At 61.1% G+C, this 18,256-nt stretch carries 18 protein-coding genes and 1 tRNA gene; 12 read left to right on the top strand and 7 right to left on the bottom strand.

Going from position 1 to position 18,256, the window contains the following annotated elements:
* Window positions 1–141: 141 nt before the first annotated feature.
* Both DQG18_RS14295 and DQG18_RS14290 read right to left on the bottom strand, forming a co-directional pair.
* A complete protein-coding gene (locus DQG18_RS14295) occupies window positions 142–1,737 on the bottom strand; it encodes an AMP-binding protein (protein ID WP_116654931.1) in 1,596 nt (531 codons plus the stop codon).
* Window positions 1,734–2,669, bottom strand: a complete 936-nt coding sequence (locus tag DQG18_RS14290; protein WP_116654930.1) for a hydroxymethylglutaryl-CoA lyase — start codon at window positions 2,667–2,669, stop codon at window positions 1,734–1,736. Before DQG18_RS14290 ends, DQG18_RS14295 begins: the two co-directional genes overlap by 4 nt.
* Before the next feature lie 181 nt (window positions 2,670–2,850).
* Here DQG18_RS14290 and DQG18_RS14285 point away from each other — a divergent pair, with 181 nt between their 5' ends.
* The 12 genes from DQG18_RS14285 (at window position 2,851) to DQG18_RS14230 (ending at window position 13,560) form a co-directional block, all read left to right on the top strand.
* Window positions 2,851–3,399 carry a MarR family winged helix-turn-helix transcriptional regulator gene (locus DQG18_RS14285; RefSeq protein WP_116654929.1) on the top strand — a complete coding sequence of 183 codons (549 nt, stop codon included), beginning with the start codon at window positions 2,851–2,853 and terminating at the stop codon, window positions 3,397–3,399.
* Window positions 3,399–4,391: an NAD(P)H-dependent flavin oxidoreductase gene (locus tag DQG18_RS14280; RefSeq protein ID WP_116654928.1), complete on the top strand. Its 993-nt coding sequence runs from the start codon at window positions 3,399–3,401 to the stop codon at window positions 4,389–4,391. Before DQG18_RS14285 ends, DQG18_RS14280 begins: the two co-directional genes overlap by 1 nt.
* On the top strand, window positions 4,392–5,126 hold the full coding sequence (locus tag DQG18_RS14275; protein ID WP_116654927.1) for an enoyl-CoA hydratase/isomerase family protein: 735 nt from the start codon (window positions 4,392–4,394) through the stop codon (window positions 5,124–5,126).
* Window positions 5,123–6,328 (top strand): CaiB/BaiF CoA transferase family protein, encoded by a 1,206-nt coding sequence (locus tag DQG18_RS14270; RefSeq protein ID WP_116654926.1) that lies wholly within the window; start codon window positions 5,123–5,125, stop codon window positions 6,326–6,328. Before DQG18_RS14275 ends, DQG18_RS14270 begins: the two co-directional genes overlap by 4 nt.
* Window positions 6,325–7,086 (top strand): enoyl-CoA hydratase/isomerase family protein, encoded by a 762-nt coding sequence (locus DQG18_RS14265; RefSeq protein ID WP_116654925.1) that lies wholly within the window; start codon window positions 6,325–6,327, stop codon window positions 7,084–7,086. Before DQG18_RS14270 ends, DQG18_RS14265 begins: the two co-directional genes overlap by 4 nt.
* A gap of 74 nt (window positions 7,087–7,160) precedes the next feature.
* Complete coding sequence (locus DQG18_RS14260) at window positions 7,161–8,132, top strand: Bug family tripartite tricarboxylate transporter substrate binding protein (protein ID WP_116654924.1); 972 nt, start codon at window positions 7,161–7,163, stop codon at window positions 8,130–8,132.
* Between the two features lie 85 nt (window positions 8,133–8,217).
* Window positions 8,218–9,309, top strand: a complete 1,092-nt coding sequence (locus tag DQG18_RS14255; RefSeq protein ID WP_116654923.1) for an enolase C-terminal domain-like protein — start codon at window positions 8,218–8,220, stop codon at window positions 9,307–9,309.
* Window positions 9,310–9,314: 5 nt separating this feature from the next.
* Window positions 9,315–10,481, top strand: coding sequence for an ATP-grasp domain-containing protein (locus DQG18_RS14250; RefSeq protein WP_116654922.1), 1,167 nt, complete (start codon window positions 9,315–9,317; stop codon window positions 10,479–10,481).
* Window positions 10,481–11,350, top strand: a complete 870-nt coding sequence (locus DQG18_RS14245) for a succinate--CoA ligase subunit alpha (RefSeq protein WP_116654921.1) — start codon at window positions 10,481–10,483, stop codon at window positions 11,348–11,350. The genes DQG18_RS14250 and DQG18_RS14245 overlap by 1 nt, the downstream gene beginning before the upstream one ends.
* Before the next feature lie 22 nt (window positions 11,351–11,372).
* The gene (locus DQG18_RS14240; RefSeq protein ID WP_157970191.1) at window positions 11,373–11,825 is read left to right on the top strand and encodes a tripartite tricarboxylate transporter TctB family protein; all 453 of its coding nucleotides are present in this window, start codon (window positions 11,373–11,375) and stop codon (window positions 11,823–11,825) included.
* Complete coding sequence (locus DQG18_RS14235; protein ID WP_245958474.1) at window positions 11,822–13,339, top strand: tripartite tricarboxylate transporter permease; 1,518 nt, start codon at window positions 11,822–11,824, stop codon at window positions 13,337–13,339. The genes DQG18_RS14240 and DQG18_RS14235 overlap by 4 nt, the downstream gene beginning before the upstream one ends.
* 145 nt (window positions 13,340–13,484) lie before the next feature.
* A tRNA-Ile gene (locus tag DQG18_RS14230) sits at window positions 13,485–13,560 on the top strand.
* Window positions 13,561–13,752: 192 nt separating this feature from the next.
* Here DQG18_RS14230 and DQG18_RS14225 read toward each other — a convergent pair.
* The 5 genes from DQG18_RS14225 to DQG18_RS14205 all read right to left on the bottom strand — a co-directional run bounded on the left by DQG18_RS14225 (window position 13,753) and on the right by DQG18_RS14205 (window position 18,006).
* On the bottom strand, window positions 13,753–14,580 hold the full coding sequence (locus DQG18_RS14225) for a metallophosphoesterase (protein ID WP_116654919.1): 828 nt from the start codon (window positions 14,578–14,580) through the stop codon (window positions 13,753–13,755).
* Window positions 14,577–15,146, bottom strand: a complete 570-nt coding sequence (locus DQG18_RS14220; RefSeq protein ID WP_116654918.1) for a metallophosphoesterase — start codon at window positions 15,144–15,146, stop codon at window positions 14,577–14,579. Before DQG18_RS14220 ends, DQG18_RS14225 begins: the two co-directional genes overlap by 4 nt.
* Before the next feature lie 121 nt (window positions 15,147–15,267).
* On the bottom strand, window positions 15,268–16,323 hold the full coding sequence (locus DQG18_RS14215; RefSeq protein ID WP_116654917.1) for a CBASS cGAMP-activated phospholipase: 1,056 nt from the start codon (window positions 16,321–16,323) through the stop codon (window positions 15,268–15,270).
* A gap of 4 nt (window positions 16,324–16,327) precedes the next feature.
* On the bottom strand, window positions 16,328–16,765 hold the full coding sequence (locus DQG18_RS14210) for a type II CBASS E2 protein (RefSeq protein ID WP_245958473.1): 438 nt from the start codon (window positions 16,763–16,765) through the stop codon (window positions 16,328–16,330).
* Window positions 16,762–18,006 (bottom strand): nucleotidyltransferase domain-containing protein, encoded by a 1,245-nt coding sequence (locus DQG18_RS14205; RefSeq protein ID WP_116654916.1) that lies wholly within the window; start codon window positions 18,004–18,006, stop codon window positions 16,762–16,764. Before DQG18_RS14205 ends, DQG18_RS14210 begins: the two co-directional genes overlap by 4 nt.
* Between the last annotated feature and the right edge of the window lie 250 nt (window positions 18,007–18,256).

Here is an 18,256-nt window from a genome sequence, read left to right as displayed (position 1 = left end):
TCCACTTGCACACCGGGGAGGATCGTTTCAGGGCTTGATGGAAACTACAGCTCCGGCTTCCGGGGGCGGATCGCTCTGGATTTGGGGACCAGTTGCCGCAATGTCACGCTGGAAGCAGTCGATTCCCGGCACATTTCCGATTCAGCAGAATCTTTGTGCAGCATCCAGCCGCAATCGCGCTTTCTGGACCTTGCCGCTGGCTGTAAGTCCCAGAGGCTCGAAACTATCGATGACCGCGATGTGACGCGGCAGCTTGAAGCCGGCCAGTTGCGTCTTGGCCCAGGCCAAAATCTGGCCGGGGTCCAGCGCAACCCCATTCCTTGGTATCACATAGGCTACGGGGATTTCGATCAGACGTGGATCTGGCATGCCGACGACCTGGGCCTGGGCGATGTCCGGATGGTTCAGCAGCACGTCCTCGATTTCGCCCGGCGAGACGTTCTCGCCGCCCACCCTGATGATTTCCTTGAGGCGGCCGAGAAAGCGGATTCGGCCGTCCTCTGCCATGACACCCATGTCGCCCGTGCGCAAAAACCCGTCTTCGCCCAGCGTTGCCGCTGTCTCCCGGGGCTTGTCAAAATAGCCTTGCATCACCGTCCAGCCCCGGACCCGGATCTCGCCCGACTGGCCGGCAGGGAGGGGCAGGCCATTCTCGGGATCGGCGATGCACACCTCAAGGCCTTCATGGGGGCGCATCCAGCCGGCAATGCGATCGGGGAGGGGGTCCTGGCAATCGGAGATCGCGACATTTGGGGAGGCTTCGGACAGCCCATAGGCGACAACCATGTTTCGGGCGCCGAGTTCGGATACGGCACGCTCGATGACGGCAGGGGAGGCCGCGGCCCAGCCGCCGATGAGGCGGCTCTTGCTGTGCGCATCCTCGCGCTCGAGCAGCATGAGGAACATTGTGTCATTACCCGAAAAATGCGTGCACCTTTCGGTGTCCATCAGAATTACGGCGTCCTCGGCGGTAAATCGCAGCATGGTGACAAGCGTTGCACCCACCACCGCTGAGGCGGCAATGGAAAGTGTGGTGCCCGCCACATGGAAAAACGGGCGGGCGCTGAGATAGCGATGACCGACTTCAAGGCCCATCCGGCTTGCGACCGCCGCAGCGTTGCGAACCATGGAGCCGTGAGTGAGCATGGCACCCTTGGGCTGGCTCGTCGTGCCGGACGTGTATTGGATCAAGGCGACGTCACCCGGGCCGGGCGATGCCGGAACGGGGGCCCCGGTCCCCTGACCGAGAAAATCGGCAAGGCCGCGGCAATGAGGGTGATTGCGTTCACCGAGCAGGACGACGTCTTGCAGATGGGGCAGGTCGGATTGGGGGTATCCGCTTGTCATGCCATGGGCAACGTCTTGGAAAACCGTCAAGAAGTCGATCGAGAGCAGACGGTCAGCCAGAAACAACAGCCTTACACGCGCCTGAGCGAGCTGGTAGCGGATCTCGGCAGGCTTGAGCCTTGTGTTGATGGGCACGCAGACGGCTCCAGCCTTGGCGATGCCATAAAACAGCGTCACCCATTGCCCGGTATTTCCCGCGCAGATGCCGACATGATCCCCCTTTTTGATACCGGCGGCGCCAAGGGCGCTGGCAATCCTGTCGCTTTCCCGATCGATCCGGGCGTAGTTCAGGCGCCCGTCGACGCCCACAATGGCTTCTGCGTCGCCGAAGCGGCGTGCCGCGTCGCGAATGAGTTCAGCAAGGGTTGCGGGTACTGGCAAGGCGTTCATTGCAAGGCTCCCAGAAAGGGCGACAGGCCGGTTCGCGTCACCTTGCCCAATAGCTCTCGGCCGATGGCAGCTTCGCACCGGCGAGCCGTATCGATCAGTCCACCCAGATCGATCCCGGTCCGGATGCCCATGGCTTCAAACATGTTGACAAGGTCTTCGGTCGCGACGTTACCGGTGTAGCCATTTCCGTATTTGATCCTGGCAGGGTGTCCGCCGGCGCCCCCAAAGGCAGTATCGAAATAGCGGCATCCTGCCTGATAGGCGGCAAGGCAATTGGCAAGGCCCAGCCCGCGCGTGTCGTGGAAATGGGCGACAAATGTCAACTTTGGGTGTGCCGTTGCCAGGCTTTCAAACATATCGCAGATCCGGTCCGGTGTTGCCGCGCCAATCGTGTCGCCCAAGCTGATGGTGGAAACCCCCAGATCGGCGAACCGGGCGCAATCCTGCGCGACGATGTCGGGTGAGACAGGACCGTCGAACGGACAGGCGAATGCCACGGAGAGCGAGCCGACGAGATTATATCGTCCCGCGGCGACTGCGATCATCTCCGAGATTCGCTCCCACTGTTCTGCCTTGGTCGCGTTGAGGTTCTTCTTCGAGTGACCTTCGCTGGCCGAGGCGAGAAGGCTGATTTCGTTCGGTCCCGCCCCTCGGTCGAAATCGGCATTGGCGCGCTCGACGGCGCGCACATTGCCGCAACTGGCCTTGTAGAGCACCCCCTGGCCACGCCGCATGCCGGCCAGAACCGCGCTGGCGTCGGCAAACTGGGGCACGCGCTCGGGATTGGCGTAAGAGGTTGCCTCGATGCGCTGGAAGCCCAAGTCCGTAAAGCTGTCGATCAGGGCGACCTTGCTTGCTGTGTCCACCAGATCGGACTCGTTCTGCAAGCCGTCGCGCGCAAAGCACTCATTGAGGATGACATCCCGCTCCATCGCCGCCGCTCACTCCCCTGAAGGTTGGAAATCTGGCGTGACATTGAAAAAAGTAGTAGATAATGTCAACCATATCATACATAATAACAACCGGTTTGAACGAACGGCACGCATCCGGTAGACATTGGCACAGGTCTGTGGAACCACCAAAGCCAAGAGGTCACAACGGAGAACAGCTCAGATGGCAGTCGTGAAAAAAGACGGGATCGGCAATGAGGGCGGAGACATCCGTGACCTTTTTTCCTACAATTTGCAGCGGTTGGCGGGCGTTTCCACGCGGATTGCCCTGCTCGACATCAAGCCGCAATTTGAACTCAACATGCACGACTGGCGAGCCCTGGCGGTGCTCGATTACCTCGGTGCGGCGCCGCTTCAGGTCCTCGCGCAGCGCGCCGGTGTGCAAAAGAGCCAGATGAGCCGTACGACGGCGGCGCTTGAGGAGCGCAGGTTGATCGCCCGGCAGGACAATCCGCGCGACAAGCGCAGCACGCTGCTGCGGCTGACCGGCGAGGGCAGGGAAGTGGTGCGCCAGGTGCTGGAAACCAGCCATGAACGTAATCGCCGGATGCTGGCCTATCTTGACGGCGACGAGCGTGTCCAACTGATGGCGCTGATGGAAAAGGCGACGCGCGGTTCGCTCGAACTGCTCGCCGATCTCAAGGGGCATGTTTCCGAGAGCGACCTCGCGACGCCCGAGCCCGCGAGCCTGTTTGAAACGGAGCCGATGTAATGGCGGTCTCGACCCTGCTGTCACAGCGCCTGGGTATTGATTACCCGATCATACAGGCTGGAATGAGCTGGGCCTCGTCAAACGTCGCCTTGCCGGCCGCCGTTTCCAATGCGGGCGGCCTGGGCGTTCTTGCGGCGGGGCCCATGCGCCCGGACGATCTGCGTATGGCGCTTGCGCAGTTGCGCGACGCAACCGATCGTCCATGGGGCGTCAACATTCCGCTCTATCGCAAGGGCGTGGAGGAGATTCTCGATATCGTCGCGGATGCGCGGCCCAGCGTGATTATCGCCTCTCAAGGCGCCCCCGGCAGCCATCTCAAGCGTTTTCACGACCTGGGCAGCCTGTGGCTGCACGTCACAGCCTTCCCAAGGCATGCGGAAAAGGCCGCGGCGCAAGGGGTCGATGGCGTTATTGTCGTGGGCACGGAGGCCGGAGGGCATCCGCCCGACAACGGGGTGAGTACGCTCGTCGCGGTGCGCCGCATCCTGACCCTCGTCGATTGTCCAGTGATCGCCGGCGGTGGCGTGGCCGATGGATATGGCATTGCCGCGCTGCTGGCGCTGGGCGCCGATGCGGTGCAACTGGGCACCCGATTCCTGATGACGCACGAAGCTGGCGTTCACGACAACTACAAGCATGCGGTTGCGGAGGCCGGCATCGCCGATACGGTGCTGGCAGGCCGCGGCAACCTGCCCGTGCGATGCGTTCGGAACGATTTCACGGCATCAGTACTTGCCGCCGAGGCTACGGGCCTTCCTGCCGCCGATCCCGAGCGCTGGGCCGAACTCCTGTCGGGTGCGACGCTCAAGCAGGCCGCTCTTCACGGCGATGTGGCCATGGGCAAGGTCGAGGCCGGACAATCGGCGGGCCTGATCGCCAACATCGCGCCCGCCGCGGAGGTGATGGGCCAGTTGGTGCGTGAAATGGAGGCTGCAATGGCGCGGCTCCGCAGCTTTACACATCCCGTTCCCACTAGAAGAGAATTTGCATAAATGAGTGACGTGCTTGCCGTGCGCGACGAAGGTTCTGTTCGCGTCCTGACAATGAACCGACCAGAAAAGCTCAACGCGCTCAATTACGATCTTACAAGCGCGTTGGTAAACGCGCTTGTGGCAGCCGACGCGGACAGCGAGGTGCGCGCGGTGGTCCTGACCGGGGAGGGGCGCAGCTTTTGTGCCGGCGCGGATACATCCGAGTTCAAGACCTTGACGCCTCAAAACGCCGACAGCGTGAACGAACGCGCACGACTGACCGGACGGCTGCATGCCATCATTCCACAGATGGGCACGCCCGTCATCGGGGCGGTCAACGGCTTTGCCATGGGCGGCGGAGCCGGGCTTGCGCTTGCCTGCGACTATGTCGTTGCCGACGAGAACGCCGTTCTTGCCTATCCCGAGGTCAAGCATGGCATCGTCGCGGCCATCGTCATGGCGTCACTGGTGAAGCATGTGGGCCGCAAGGCTGCATTCGGGCTGATTGCCACGGGCCGCAAGGTGGATGCCAGAGAGGCGCTGATGCTGGGTCTGGTATCGGAATGCGCCGCCGCCGGTACGGCGGTGGAGCGATCCTTTGACCTCGCCCGCGAGATTGCCGGCTTTTCCCCGACTGCCGTTTCGGCTTCGAAAAAGCTTCTCCACGCGGTGGCCGATATTTCCCTGACCGACGGGATTGCGCTGGGGGAGAAAGAAAACGCCCGCATGCGCAGCTATCGTGAGCAACTCGCATGAAGCCGCTCGAAGGCATAACGGTGCTCGAACTCGGCCGTGTCCTGGCGTGTCCCTTTGCGGGCATGATCATGGCGGAGCTGGGTGCGCGGGTGATCAAGATCGAACACCCCAAGGGCGGCGACGAAACGCGCTCTTACGAACCGTTCGCCGAGGGCGATCCTGATCGCCAGGGGGAACGCAGCGCATATTTTTACGCATGCAATCGGTCCAAGGAATCGGTGACCGTCAATCTCAAAAGCGCTGAGGGGCAGACGCTGATTCGCGATCTTGCCCGGCACGCCGACGTGGTCATCGAGAATTTCCCGACAGGCGCCCTGAAGCGCTACGGTCTCGATTACCGCTCGCTCGAGCCGGTCAATCCCGCTCTCGTCTATCTCTCGTGCACGGGGTTCGGCCAGGACGGGCCGCTGTCGAGCCGAAAGGGCTACGACACGGTCTTTCAAGCCATGAGCGGGCTCATGAGCCTTACTGGCGAAGCGGGACGCGGCCCGGTCAAGGCAGGGTTGCCTGTTGCCGATCTCACATCCGGGCTGTGGATCGCCATCGCGGCGCTCGGCGCCCTTGTCGGGCGCCAGCAATCGGGGAGGGGCGCCTTTGTCGACATGGGGATGCTGGACGGGCAGATTTCTCTTTTGACCCTGGCGGCGGCGCGCTATTTCGCCCTCGGCGAAGTGCCCGAGCGGCTGGGTACAGAGCATCCCGGGCGTGTGCCCTCCGCCACCTTCGTGTGCGCCGACGGGGGACACGTGCACATCACCGGTGCCGATCAGCACTGGTTGCCGCTGTGCCGCGCGCTCGGGATCGAGGCCTGGGGCGCCGATCCCCGATTTGCCGATAACAGCGCGAGGGTGCGGTTGCGTGACGAGATCATGCCCGAACTGGCCGGGGCCATTGCCCGCTGGCCGCGAGACGATGTGATGGAGCGGCTCGACGCACATGGCGTGCCCTGTGGCCCGGTGCGCGAGATCGATGAAGTGCTGGCCGATGCGCACACGCACGCCCGGGCGATGGTGCGCGAGTTCGAGCATCCTGTAGCCGGCGCGTTCAAGGGGTTGCCTCTACCGTTCAAGTTCGAAGGGTTCGACCAGCCGGGCTTCGCCCGCCCGCCGCTTCTGGGCGAACACACCGATGTGGTGCTCGCCGACCTCCTGGGCTATGACGCTGCCCGCATTTCAGACCTCAAACGGGAAGGCGCCGTATGAAAACCCTCGAACTGATCGCGCTGTCCAAGGTCTCGCATGGGGACAAAAGCTATGCGCGACTGCGGCTCAACCGCCCGCAGGCCCGCAATGCACTCAACAACCAGTTGGCGCAGGATCTCTATGCGGCTTGCGCCGAGATCGCTGCCGATGGCGACGTTTCCCTTGCCGTCATCGAAGCGGAGGGAAGCGTCTTTTGCGCCGGTGCCGATGTCAAGGAGCGCGCGGCGCTCGACGAGGACCAGGTGCGTGCCCGACGCCTGCGGGGCTTCCGCGCCTATGCGTCGATCGAGGCGCTGCCCATGCCTGTCATCTGCGTCGTCGACGGCGCCTGCGTCGGATCGGGCTGTGAAATCGCACTGGCCAGCGACTTCATCATCGCATCGGACCGCGCGAGTTTCCGTACGCCCGAGGCGCGGTGGGGCACGGTGGGAGCGACGCAACGCCTGTCCCGGGCCATCGGCTTGCGCCGGGCCAAGCAATTGATGTTCACCGGCCAAACCATCGACGCCGCGCGCGCGGAGCGGTGGGGTCTCGTCAATGAGGTTGTTCCAGCCGCCGATCTCGAGCGGACCGTCGAGAACCTGCTTGCCGAGATGCTGCAGGCTCCCAAAACAACTTTGCGCCTGGCCAAGCGAGCGATGGTGGCCGGTTTTGAAGACAGCCGCCATGGCGCCCTGGCACATGAAATCTACGCCATTGAGGACAACCTCGATGAAGGCGACTGGAAATCGGGCATGCAGCAGGCCCTGCGAAAATGAGAAATTAGTTGACATTGTTATCTTAATCGATAACTTAGTTTCCTATAATCTGAATATTGATCAGGGAGGATAATATGACTGTTACAGGCAAGACCTGGGTTCGCGCATTTATGACGGCTGTCGCCATGACCGTTGCCGCCCCCGCAATGAGCCAGGATTATCCGAGCCGTCCGCTCGAGCTTTTGATCCCGTTCTCGGCTGGAGGGGCCAACGATCAGGTGGCGCGTGCACTCGCGTCCCGGTTGGAAGGTGAACTCGGGCAGCCAGTGGCGCCGATCAACCGCACAGGTGCGGGCGGATATGTGGCGGCGCAAGAAATCGTGACGAGCCCCGCCGATGGCTACAAGCTCGCGCATCAATCTCTGGGTACGTTCATTCTGACGTCGCTGTTCGATGAGCAATCCGTCGATCCGCTTGAGGACATCAGGTATGTGGCGCAGATGGCGCAACTCACCTCGGCGATCGCAGTATCCGCCGATAGCCCCTATCAGACGCTGGAAGAACTGCTCGAAGCCATGCGTGCCGCGCCTGGAGAGTTTTCCTGGGGCCATACGGGGCAGGGTGGTTTCCATCATGTCAATGGCGTGAGCCTGTTCCAGGCGACCGGCGTTGACGCAGTGGATATTCCGTTTCAGGGCAGTTCCGCATCGGTGGCCGACCTCATGGGCGGACACATTGATGTGGCGGTGCTGTCGAGCTCGAACTATCTGGGCTTTGAAGATGAGCTGCGCTTCCTGGCCTTCATGAGCGAAGAGCGTGATGCTGTGTTGCCCGATGTACCGACGGTTGTCGAACTGGGCATCGACATGGCCATGGTCGAAACCCCGTCCGTTGTCGTGGTCCACAAGGACACGCCCGACGCGGTGGTCGATCGTCTCCAAGCCGCCATCGAAGCTGTGGTCGCGCAGCAAGATTACCAGGAGTCGCTGCTGCAGATGGGTGTTTCTCCGATCTTTGCCACCGGCGAAGAGATTCTCGAGCGTATCGAAATCAACATTCCGCGTTGGCGGGAAGTCATCGACTCCACACGCGAAACAGCCAACTGATCGCTGTTGCCGAGCCGCACCGGGGGCAGGGCTTTCGCGCCCTGTCCCTTTCCCGTCACAAGCCCCTAAAAGGCCAAAGCCCAAAATGCTCACGCCGACCCGCATCGTCAGGGCTGAAATTCGGGCGGTATCCCTGACCTACAAGGAGCCGATCGAGTGGACCACGGGCGGCATAGAAGCCCATGCCGACTATCTGGTGGTAAGAATATGGGATTGCGATGGGCGGCAAGGGGCGGCCGAGGCAGTGTGCCGGCCGACATGGAACAGCATGAGCCAGGGCGCATTGCTCGCGCTGTTCGCCGATATCGGATGGCCGCTCCTGTCCTCGACCGGCCTTGCCCCCGAAGACCTTGGCCAGATCCGCAATGTTGGCGCGCTGACAGCGCTCCTCGACAGCCTGCTGGCCGACCTTTACGCTGACGATCAAAACGTAGCGCCCGCAGCGATCGCGGGTCCCGCCGTAGCTGTCGTGACGCGGGGAAATCCGCGCGAAATGGCCCGCGCAGCCGAAGCGGCTGCAACGCGTGGTTTCGGGGCCGTCAAGATCAAGCTCGGCCAAGGCCTCGCAACCGACGCGGCGGTACTCGGTGCGGTGCGATCCGCCGTCGGCGGGGACTTCGCCATCTGTGGGGACGCGAATGGCGCCTATGGGATAGCGGAGTGTGCCGCCCTGATGAGGCTGGCTGAGCGCCATGGGCTGACCTTTGTCGAGGATCCGTGCAGACTGACGCCGCTGGCGGCCAGCCTCGATCGGATGGCGCGTTCGACGGTGCCCGTGGTCGTTGACCGCTTCTGCGATTCGCTGCTGGCGGCCCGGCAGTTTGTGGATCTGGGGCAGATCGATATCGCGGCCAAGCCGGGCCGATGCGGCAGCCGGGGCGCGGGAGAGATGCTCCAGGCCGCTGTTGCGCGCGGCGGTCATGCCGTCATTGGCCTTTTTGGAGAAACCGAGATCGGGGCGCTGGCGCAACTGCGCATGGCGGCCGGCGCCGAAGGCACGACGATCTGGGGAATCGAAGCCTCGTTTCACGACGCGCTCACCGAGCATCTGCTGCACTTCGATCTCGGCCTCGATGGCGGCAGTTACGCCGTCCCGCCAACGCTGCATGGGGCCAGCGCCATCGATTGGGAGAGGGTGGAAGCGCTCTCTTCGTCGGCGTTAGTACTGAGAAAGTAAGATAAATGGATTTATGTGAATGGGATGCGAAATCGTTGCTGCGGGCGTACAATCTGCCCGTGCCGAGCGCGTGCCTGGTCGATCGTGAGATTGACGCAACCGTCGAGATCGATCCTTCCGACATCATCAAGGCCCAGACCCTGTTCGGGGGCCGGGGAAAGGCTGGTCTCGTACGCAGGGCTGGCGACGATCCTGCAGCGACCATCGATGCCATCGGCAAGGCCCTTGCCGAGCGCGGCCTGCCGCAAGTCGTGATGATCGAAACCGCGAGCGTGTTCGAGACCGAACTCTACCTGTCGGTGGTGCTGGACGATCTCACCGGATCTCCGGTGCTTATGTTTTCGGCGCAGGGCGGGGTTGAGATCGAGGACAACGGTGGCGTCCGCTCGATGACGCTTCCGGCCGATGCCCAGGTTCGGGCACATATGCTTGTCGACTTTTTCGTGTCAGCGGGGGCGCCCACCGCCGCCGTCACGCGGCTGGTGCGGCTCGCGGCCGATGTAGTGCGCATTTTCCGCAACGAAGATCTGACCATGATCGAGATCAACCCCCTTGCGGTTACGGCGGAGGGACGTCTGATCGCACTGGACTGCAAGGCGACCGCCGATGACAGCGCCCGGTATCGGCATCGCGACAGATCCTTCGCCCTGTCGCAACGCCTCGCCGACATCAAGCTCTCGCCGGCCGAACGTGAGGCGCGTGAGGCGGGCTATGTGCTCATCCAGTCGCCCGGCGACGTCGTCCTCATCACAGCGGGCGCGGGGTTGGGCATGATGGTGTCCGACCTTCTGGCGGATGCCGGCTTTAAAGCGGCGACCTTCTTCGACAATGCCGGCGGCGCGCGCGGGGAGACCGCCGACGCTCGCCTGGAAATGGCCTGGAGGCTGGCCGAGGCCGACGAGATAAAGGCGATCATGTTCTATCAGGCGCTGTCGACCCGCGATCTCGCGCCGCGTGTTCTGGGGCTGCTGGAACGGCTCAAGGCCGCACCGCCGCCCAAGCCGTTCTATTTTGGCCTGAGCGCCAGCTTTGTGGCCGAAAAGACCATGACCGCCAAAGCAGCGCGCGAGGCCATAGCAGCGGCGGGCTATCCGGCATTCGAGTTTCCCGAGCAGGTGGTCGAACGGATGGCTGTCGATCGCGATGCCGGTATCATGAAGAGGGCCGGCTGATGAGCATACTGTTGAAGCGCGACAGTCGCGTGATCATCCAGAACATCCATTCCACCTATGCCAGGAACATGATCGGGCAGATGCGCGACGCCGGCACGGCCATTGTCGGGGGCGTTGCCGCCGGCGCTGGTGGCACGAGCTATCTCGATCTGCCGGTGTTCGACACCGTAGCGGAGGCGGTTCGCCAGACGGGAGCCGATACCTCTGTCATCTACACGCCGGCCTTCGGCGTGGCCGACGCCATCGTCGAGGCGGCGGATGGCGGCATCAAGCTGGCGGCGGCGACAGCAGAACACGCTCCGGTCCACGATGTCATGCCCGCGCTCGCCTATGCCCGTACCAAAGATACCTGGGTAATCGGCCCCAATGCGCTGGGGCTCCTGAGCCCGGGGCAGGGCATGCTGTGCGGTTTGCCGCCAGCATTCGGCCTGCCCGGCCGCGTCGGCGTGATCTCGCGCAGCGGCACCCTGTCCATCGCGATGCTGCGCGCCCTTACAGCCAACGGCGTGGGCCAGAGCACGGCGGTTTCCATCGGTGGGGACTCCATCGTCGGCCGCCGGCCGGTCGAATACGCACACCTGTTCGACGCCGATCCGCAGACCGATGCCATCGTCGTGGTCGGTGAGATCGGGGGGGGCAAGGAGGCCGAGTTGGCGGAAGCGATGGGCGGGCTTTCCAAACCCGTCTTCGCCATGATTGTGGGCCGCAGCGCCCCCGAGGGCCGCACGCTGGGGCACGCGGGCGCGCTGGCGCGCAATGCCTCGGAGACGGCAGCCTCCAAGATCGAGCGCCTCAAGCAAGCCGGCGCCACCGTCTGCATCTCTCCGCTCGCGACGGCCCAGGCCGTGCGGCAGGAACTCGGACTATGATGCTTCAACCGGGGAGCCCATCATGATTCAGGACAAACGCGATTTTCTGGGAGGGATGCTCCTGCTTGCCGCTGGCAGCGCGGTCGCTCTTTATGCTTCGACGCACTACCCGTTGGGCACTGCGCAGCGCATGGGGCCGGGCATGTTCCCGTTCGGCGCCGGCGTGATCATGGCTCTGCTGGGCATCCTCGTGATCATACCCGCCTTCTCGCGCCGTGACGCAGCGGGCTGGGGCAAAGTGCCGCTCAGACCCCTCGTTTTCGTTCTCATCTCGATCGTCTGTTTTGCACTTGCCATTCCCCGCTTCGGACTGGCACCCGCAATTACGATTCTGGTTCTGATTTCCTCACTCGGCGATCGCCGCTTCAGCATCGTCAACGCCATCATCGTCTCGGTGGTGATGAGCGTTCTGAGCTACATTATCTTCGTTTTGGGGCTCAATCTGCCCTTCATCATGTTCCGGTGGGCGCTATGATCGAATTGTTCGGAAATATCGCCATCGGACTTGAGACAGCAATCACGCCCGTCAATTTGCTGTACTGTTTTGTCGGCGTGTTCGTGGGCATGCTGGTGGGCGTGCTGCCTGGCATCGGGCCGCTCACCGCCATCTCGATGCTGTTGCCGCTGACCTATCATTTCGACCCCACGACCGCGCTCATCATGCTCGGCGGCATCTGGTACGGCACGGCCTATGGCGGTTCTACCGCAGCGATCCTGCTGAACATTCCCGGCACCACCTCGAGCGCCGTAGCGTGCCTCGATGGCTATCCGATGGCTCAGCAAGGCAGGGGCGGCGTCGCGCTGCTGATGACGACCGTCGCTTCCTTTGTCGGCGCCTCGATCGCCATCGTCATCCTGATGGGATTTGCACCCGTAATTGCCCGCTACGCGCTCCAGTTCGGGTCAGCGGACTATTTTGCGCTGATGGTGCTGGGGCTGGTGGCGGCTTCGGCCATCTCGGATGGATCAGCCGCCAAGGGCCTGGGAATGGTGGTTCTGGGCATTGTTCTCGGCACCTTCGGCATGGATATTTATTCGGGTCAGACCCGTTTCAATTTCGGGTTTCTCGAACTCGCCAACGGTATCAGCCTTGTGGGCCTCGCGATGGGCCTCTTCGGTGTTGCCGAAGTCGTTTCCAGCGTCGGCGGCAGTGATCGCAAGCCGATCGACAGGTCAACTGTACGCTTCAAGGCGATGAAGCCCACCAAGGAAGACCTGAGCCGCTCGTGGATACCGATTCTCCGCGGCACAGGGCTGGGGTCGTTCTTTGGCACCCTCCCCGGCACGGGGCCGTCCATTGCCTCGTTTATATCCTATGCGCTCGAAAAGCGGCTCGCCAGGGAGCCGGCCCGCTTCGGCAAGGGGGCCATCGAAGGCGTCGTGGCGCCCGAGGCGGCCAATAATGCCGCTGACCAGACGGCGTTCATTCCCACGTTGGCGCTCGGGATTCCCGGCAGCGCCACCATGGCGCTGATGCTCGGTGCGCTGACAATCAACGGCATTTCGCCGGGTCCCTCGCTGATGACGCAGCAACCGGGGTTGTTCTGGGGGCTGATCATGAGCTTCTGGATCGGCAATCTGATGCTTCTGGTGCTCAACATTCCCATGATCGGTTTTTGGGTGCGCCTACTGCTCGTCCCCTACAACCTCCTGTTCCCGGCAATTCTGGTCTTCATCTGCATCGGCACATATTCGATCAATTCGTCCAGCTTCGACGTGATGATGATCGTTGCCTTCGGCGCGCTGGGCTGCCTCATGCGCTGGCTGGCCTTTCCTGCCGCGCCGTTGTTGCTGGGCTTTGTTCTGGGCCCGCTTATGGAAGAGCATTTCCGCCGCGCCATGCTGCTTTCGCGGGGCGACTTCGCGACTTTCATAGACCGTCCGATCAGTGCAACGGTGATGTTCATTTCGGCCCTGTTGCTGGTTTGGACGGTTGTCGCTCCCTTTATCAAGAAGAAAAGCAGACCTGCGATGACCGGCAATCCCTGAAGGTGCGCGGGTGTGGAGCGTGATCGAAAGGTCCGGGCCGTGCTAAGCTCACCGCGGCCAGGATGGAGACAGAACCCCAGAACAAGGCGAAATGGTCCAACATCGCCGCTTGCAACCACGGAATGAAAATCATAGGAAATCTGCGGGGCCTGTAGCTCAACGGTTAGAGCCGACCGCTCATAACGGTCTGGTTGGGGGTTCGAGTCCCTCCGGGCCCACCAATGATTTCAAGGGGTTGGCGGGAAATCGTCGGCCCCTTTTGCGTTAGGGAACCGAATGGGGAACCGAGCAAGTGCTAGGGAACCTGATCCGCTCCACGTTTGCAATTCTGTGGAGTGAAATTCCAATCCATACTGATGCATCCGGAGCCGAAATCAAGCTAACACCCGCTTAGCTTCACTTTCCTTGCACAGTCACCAACCCGGTGGCTCGGGACCGAATCGGCTTAGATCGATGACTTTTTCAGGATCGAAAACCCTTTCGAAATTATACCCTCGCGGATTGCACACGACCCGGCACCCATCGACGGTGTAATCGAACGGTGTATGCGTGTGCCCGTGCACCCACAAATCGATGTCGAACCTGGCGAAGACATCCGACATGTCACTGACGAAGCCCGGGGTCACCGGATCGCCAGCGAATTCGGCGGCGACACTATTAGGATGCGGCGCATGATGGGTCACGACGACAGTCTGGCCGTCGAAATCGCGGCGCAGTTCGTCCTCGAGGAAAAACCGCGATTTCTTATGCAGCTCGAGCGCATGCCGCGGCGAAAAAAGCTCCAGGCTGCCATGCGCCAGTCCGATATTGACGTGGTCAGCCAGGCCGGTTTTGCACGCGTACATGTATTTCCGGCGCAGCTCGTCATCGCAGTCTGCATACAGCTCATAATCCGTCCAGAGGGTGCTGCCGATGAATCGTACGCCGGCAATGGTGACCGCGCTGTCGTCGAGCAGATGGATGCCAAAACGATCGGCTGCCTCGGTCGCAGCCTTGCGAGCGTCGGCAAGGTTCTCCCCATAGAAATCGTGATTGCCGAGCACCGCCACCACAGGCATGCGGGGCTTGATGTGGGTCGCAAGCCATTCCATGGAAGCCTCGGGGGCACCGTCCGTGAAATCGCCCGCAATAACGGCGACATCGGCATCGGGAATTGTTGGCACCGATTCGACGTAGAATTCGCGCAAATTCGATCGCTCGCGCGGCACAAGATGCAGATCCGAGATGGTCCAGAGCCTCATACTTTGAGCCCCGAGCTTTCGTCCAGGCCGGACTCATCCGTGTCATCATGGACAATGAGCTTGGGAAGTGTCGCAAGGCGCGCGCGAATCTGCGGAAGGTCCACTGGCATGAATTGCCAGTCGTCGACCCCAACGTCGCAGCTTTGGCTGTTACCAGGCAGGCGGCTATGGGAATGCCCGTAAAGCATCAAGGCTCCATGACGCATCGAATTCCAGACCCGCAGGCCGTAGTGACATAGTATAATGCGTTGCCCGCCCACCGAGATATCGGCCATCTTCTCCACGGTTTCCCAGCCCATTTCACGAACCCATGGCCCATCGTGATTGCCAACAATCAGATGCTTGGTGCCGTGCAGCCGATTGAAGCGTTTCCGTGCAGCATCCTTGTCCGACCGATAGGCGAAATCGCCAAGGTGGTAGACGGTGTCTTCAGGCCGAACCGTGTCATTCCAGCACTGCTCAAGATAGCGGTCATGGTGATCGATATCGTCGAACCGGCGATCGCAAAACCGCAGGATGTTTGCATGGCCGAAATGATGATCGGCTGTGAAAAATACTCTCGACATAAGTAGGAACTCCCGTTGATCTCAAGGTTATCGCCGGGATCCATGCAAGGAACAAACCGATCATTGAAAGAATGGCATCGGCTGGGTGATCTACGGTCTCGCCAAGCGACAACAATAGGAGCTAGGCAGCCGTATTTTTGACAAAGCCAACGGCCTCTTCCTGAAGAAACATCTCCTGGATGCGGTGACCGGAGCCTTCAACGACATGCCTGGCTACAGTCGGCAGCTCGGTGCACGCACGCTCAACGTCATCGATTTCGATAGGATTTGAACCCTCGGCGGCATCGAGACGCAAAAAGTTTGGTTTCCCAACCAAGAGTCCGGCCTGCCCGTTTGCATTGTGGGACTGCGCCTTCACAGCCACCTCGAAGACCAAAGGAAGTTTTCCCCGGAGATAGGCAGGTGAGATCCACTTGCGCAGCCCGCCGTTCTTGACGCCCTTGGTTGAGAGCAAGGTGTCGCCAGTCCCAAGGCTCAGAATGCGAACCTGATGGGGGTCGAGGTCGTAACAAGTCAGGGCATCGACCAGCGCGTTCATGACAGGGTTGTTCGCCCACAAGCCACCGTCGACCATGGTGTAACCGTCGTTCTCCACGCTGGCATAAAAGGTGGGTGCTGCCGCAGTATGTAGTGCCACATGCGCCATCTTTTCTGTCCGATCCTTCGTGAAATCAGGATGGTGCGGTGTCTTGTAGATCCAGGGCTCACCATGGGTGCCTTTGAACGCAGGAATGACCAGGCGAACCTCGGCATCGTCCAGCCTCTTGTCCTGGAAGACACGGAGGAGCTCGTTTTTGAGGCGCTCCTGGTCGTGCTTGATCTGGAATAGCCAACCCAGCTTTTGCGCAATTTTTTTCCACCCTTTGTGAACCGGGAAGATGTGCCGGCCGCGTTCGAGATATATATCGCGCGCTTGGTGAGCCGTCGTTCCCTTCGACAGCGCAAGCGCGATGATGCCGCCAGTCGATGTGCCAGCGATCATGTCGAAATAATTTGCAATCGATTGTCCATTGAGAAAGCGGGTCTCGAGCTCGGCAAGAATGCTTGCCGGCAACACGCCCTTGATACCGCCGCCGTCGATCGAAAGAATGCGGAAGGGTTTGTCTTTGGGCCATGGCAACTTGTGCCGAAATTGCTGTTGAGTGCCGTCCGAGCGGCGGGGTGGTGCGTAGTTCATATCCTCACCTCGCCGTCTGGATTGCACACTCCGGGTGTCGGCCGCCGCCGACCCACTTCTCGGTCATCGTCCAGATTTCGTAGCAGGTCAGCCAATCGAAGATCCATGGTACGGTCGTTTCGGCGATCAACATGCTCTTGTCCCATTCGCCCTGTGCAGGGTCAAAAAGGCATAGAATTGGACCGTCAGCCTGCCAATAGACGTGAGGGAGCTCGCCTTCGACATTCTCTGGCAAGCGACGCAGTAAGGGGTGCAGCACGCGAACGTGGGGGAATTCAAAAGACTCCCCGTATGTGATCTCGACCGTGAAATTTCCCAGATGCGGGCGAACCTGCCCGATCCAGGATGTGCCGCCATGGCGAGGTCGGCGTGCCCGCTTGAATTGGGGCCACGCCTTTGCCATCGATTTCGCCTGCTTACGCATCGACAGGGCTACACTCATGGCAACTTTCCTCCGAAGAAGGTGTGCTTGGGAGAAGGGATTTCGCCGCGGGCGATTGCGGGTGATGCGAGCCCTGCCGAGGCAGGCAACACGATGCGGCCGTCAGGCCGATATCGATGGCGACCTTCCTGAATCGCTGTAGCGCGTTTCGCAATCGCGTCTGCAGCCTTGGTCACGACATGGCTGCCGAACATGTCCCGAAGCCAATCATTGATCTTCCAGGCTGGCATCCGACCGCTCTTCGCCACGCGCAACCCTTCAGCCAGGTCCTCGAGCTTCCGGGCGAAGGTGTCTTGCTGAATGATGTCCCTCGGCCAGCGATCCGTGAACAGATCGTCGTAGTGGCGAGGGTTGCGGACTTCCACTTTTTCCCAACGTACTGACGCAGCCCGCATTTCGCGAGCAATGAAGTCGCACTGCCTGATCAACATATCGGACAGCGTCATGTTGGCCTGCGCAGCGTGCCCGGCAAAGCAGGACAGCATCACGGAGGGCGGAATGCGGCCCTTTTCGCTCTCATAGACGATGTTGCGGTAACGCTTGACCAACTGCAGTGCAAGGGTCGCAGTGTTCTTGACCGTGAAGGGAGTTTGGTCCGGAACTTCGTCTATGTCGGCGTCAGCGCGGACCTGGAGCCCGGCATCGCTGAAGAACCGACTGGCAGCCTTGACCACCCTTCGTTCGATCGGCGTGCGTTCGATATACCAATCAGCGAAACCGTAGGCGTTCATGGCGATGAACTCATCGTCATCCCTGTCGAAGGGACCCTTGGCGTGAGCAATCAGGCTCTGGCGATCTGCTGTTCCGTACTCCCGAAGCGCCGGGGTGATATCGAGATGCATGCCATCGGAATAGTAGATTGTCACGCACCGGGTCTGACGCTTGACCTCCATACCTCGATATCCATCAAGGGCTTCAAAAAGTTCATCGAGGATTTTGCAGGGGGACATACCCCTGAACCGACCGCCGAGTTGCGCGACGATGTCGATATCGTACTCGGCATCCGTGCCGCGGGTCGAAATGGTGGCATCGATTGCCATCGAGCCCTGCGGATAAAAATGCTCGATTTGGTCGGCAAATGCATCGGTCCCATCAAGGTGGGTGCAAACCGAATTGGCTCGGGAGGATGCAAGCTTGTACAACGACGGCGGCAGTTGGGCGCTGAATGCGATTTCAGCCAACAGCTCGCCGATAGGGTCAGGGAGGGGGTTGAATTGATCTTCAGAGACAAAAGAATTCATTTTGGTGTTCCTTATAAGTGAAAGGCCCGGTTGGGCTGGTTCTGTTCGACATGGTGCTCTCCATCTGTTCTGTGGGTTTGAGAATGCTGTGGCCTTAAAGCCATTATTTTTATTGATCTCCTTTGGCCTGCCCCCTGAAAAGTGGTCCTCCCTGAAGTAGGCTATTTAGCCGTTAGAGAGGATTTTGGAATGCCCCAGAAGAAGCACAAGCCCGAAGAGATCGTCGCGAAGCTGCGCCAGGTCGATGTTC

The sequence above is a fragment of the Pelagibacterium sediminicola genome (genome assembly GCF_003390885.1).
Classification (GTDB): Bacteria; Pseudomonadota; Alphaproteobacteria; order Rhizobiales; family Devosiaceae; genus Pelagibacterium; species Pelagibacterium sediminicola.
The sequence above is the reverse complement of the archived record's forward strand: the minus strand, read 5'-3'. Positions and strand labels throughout refer to the sequence as shown.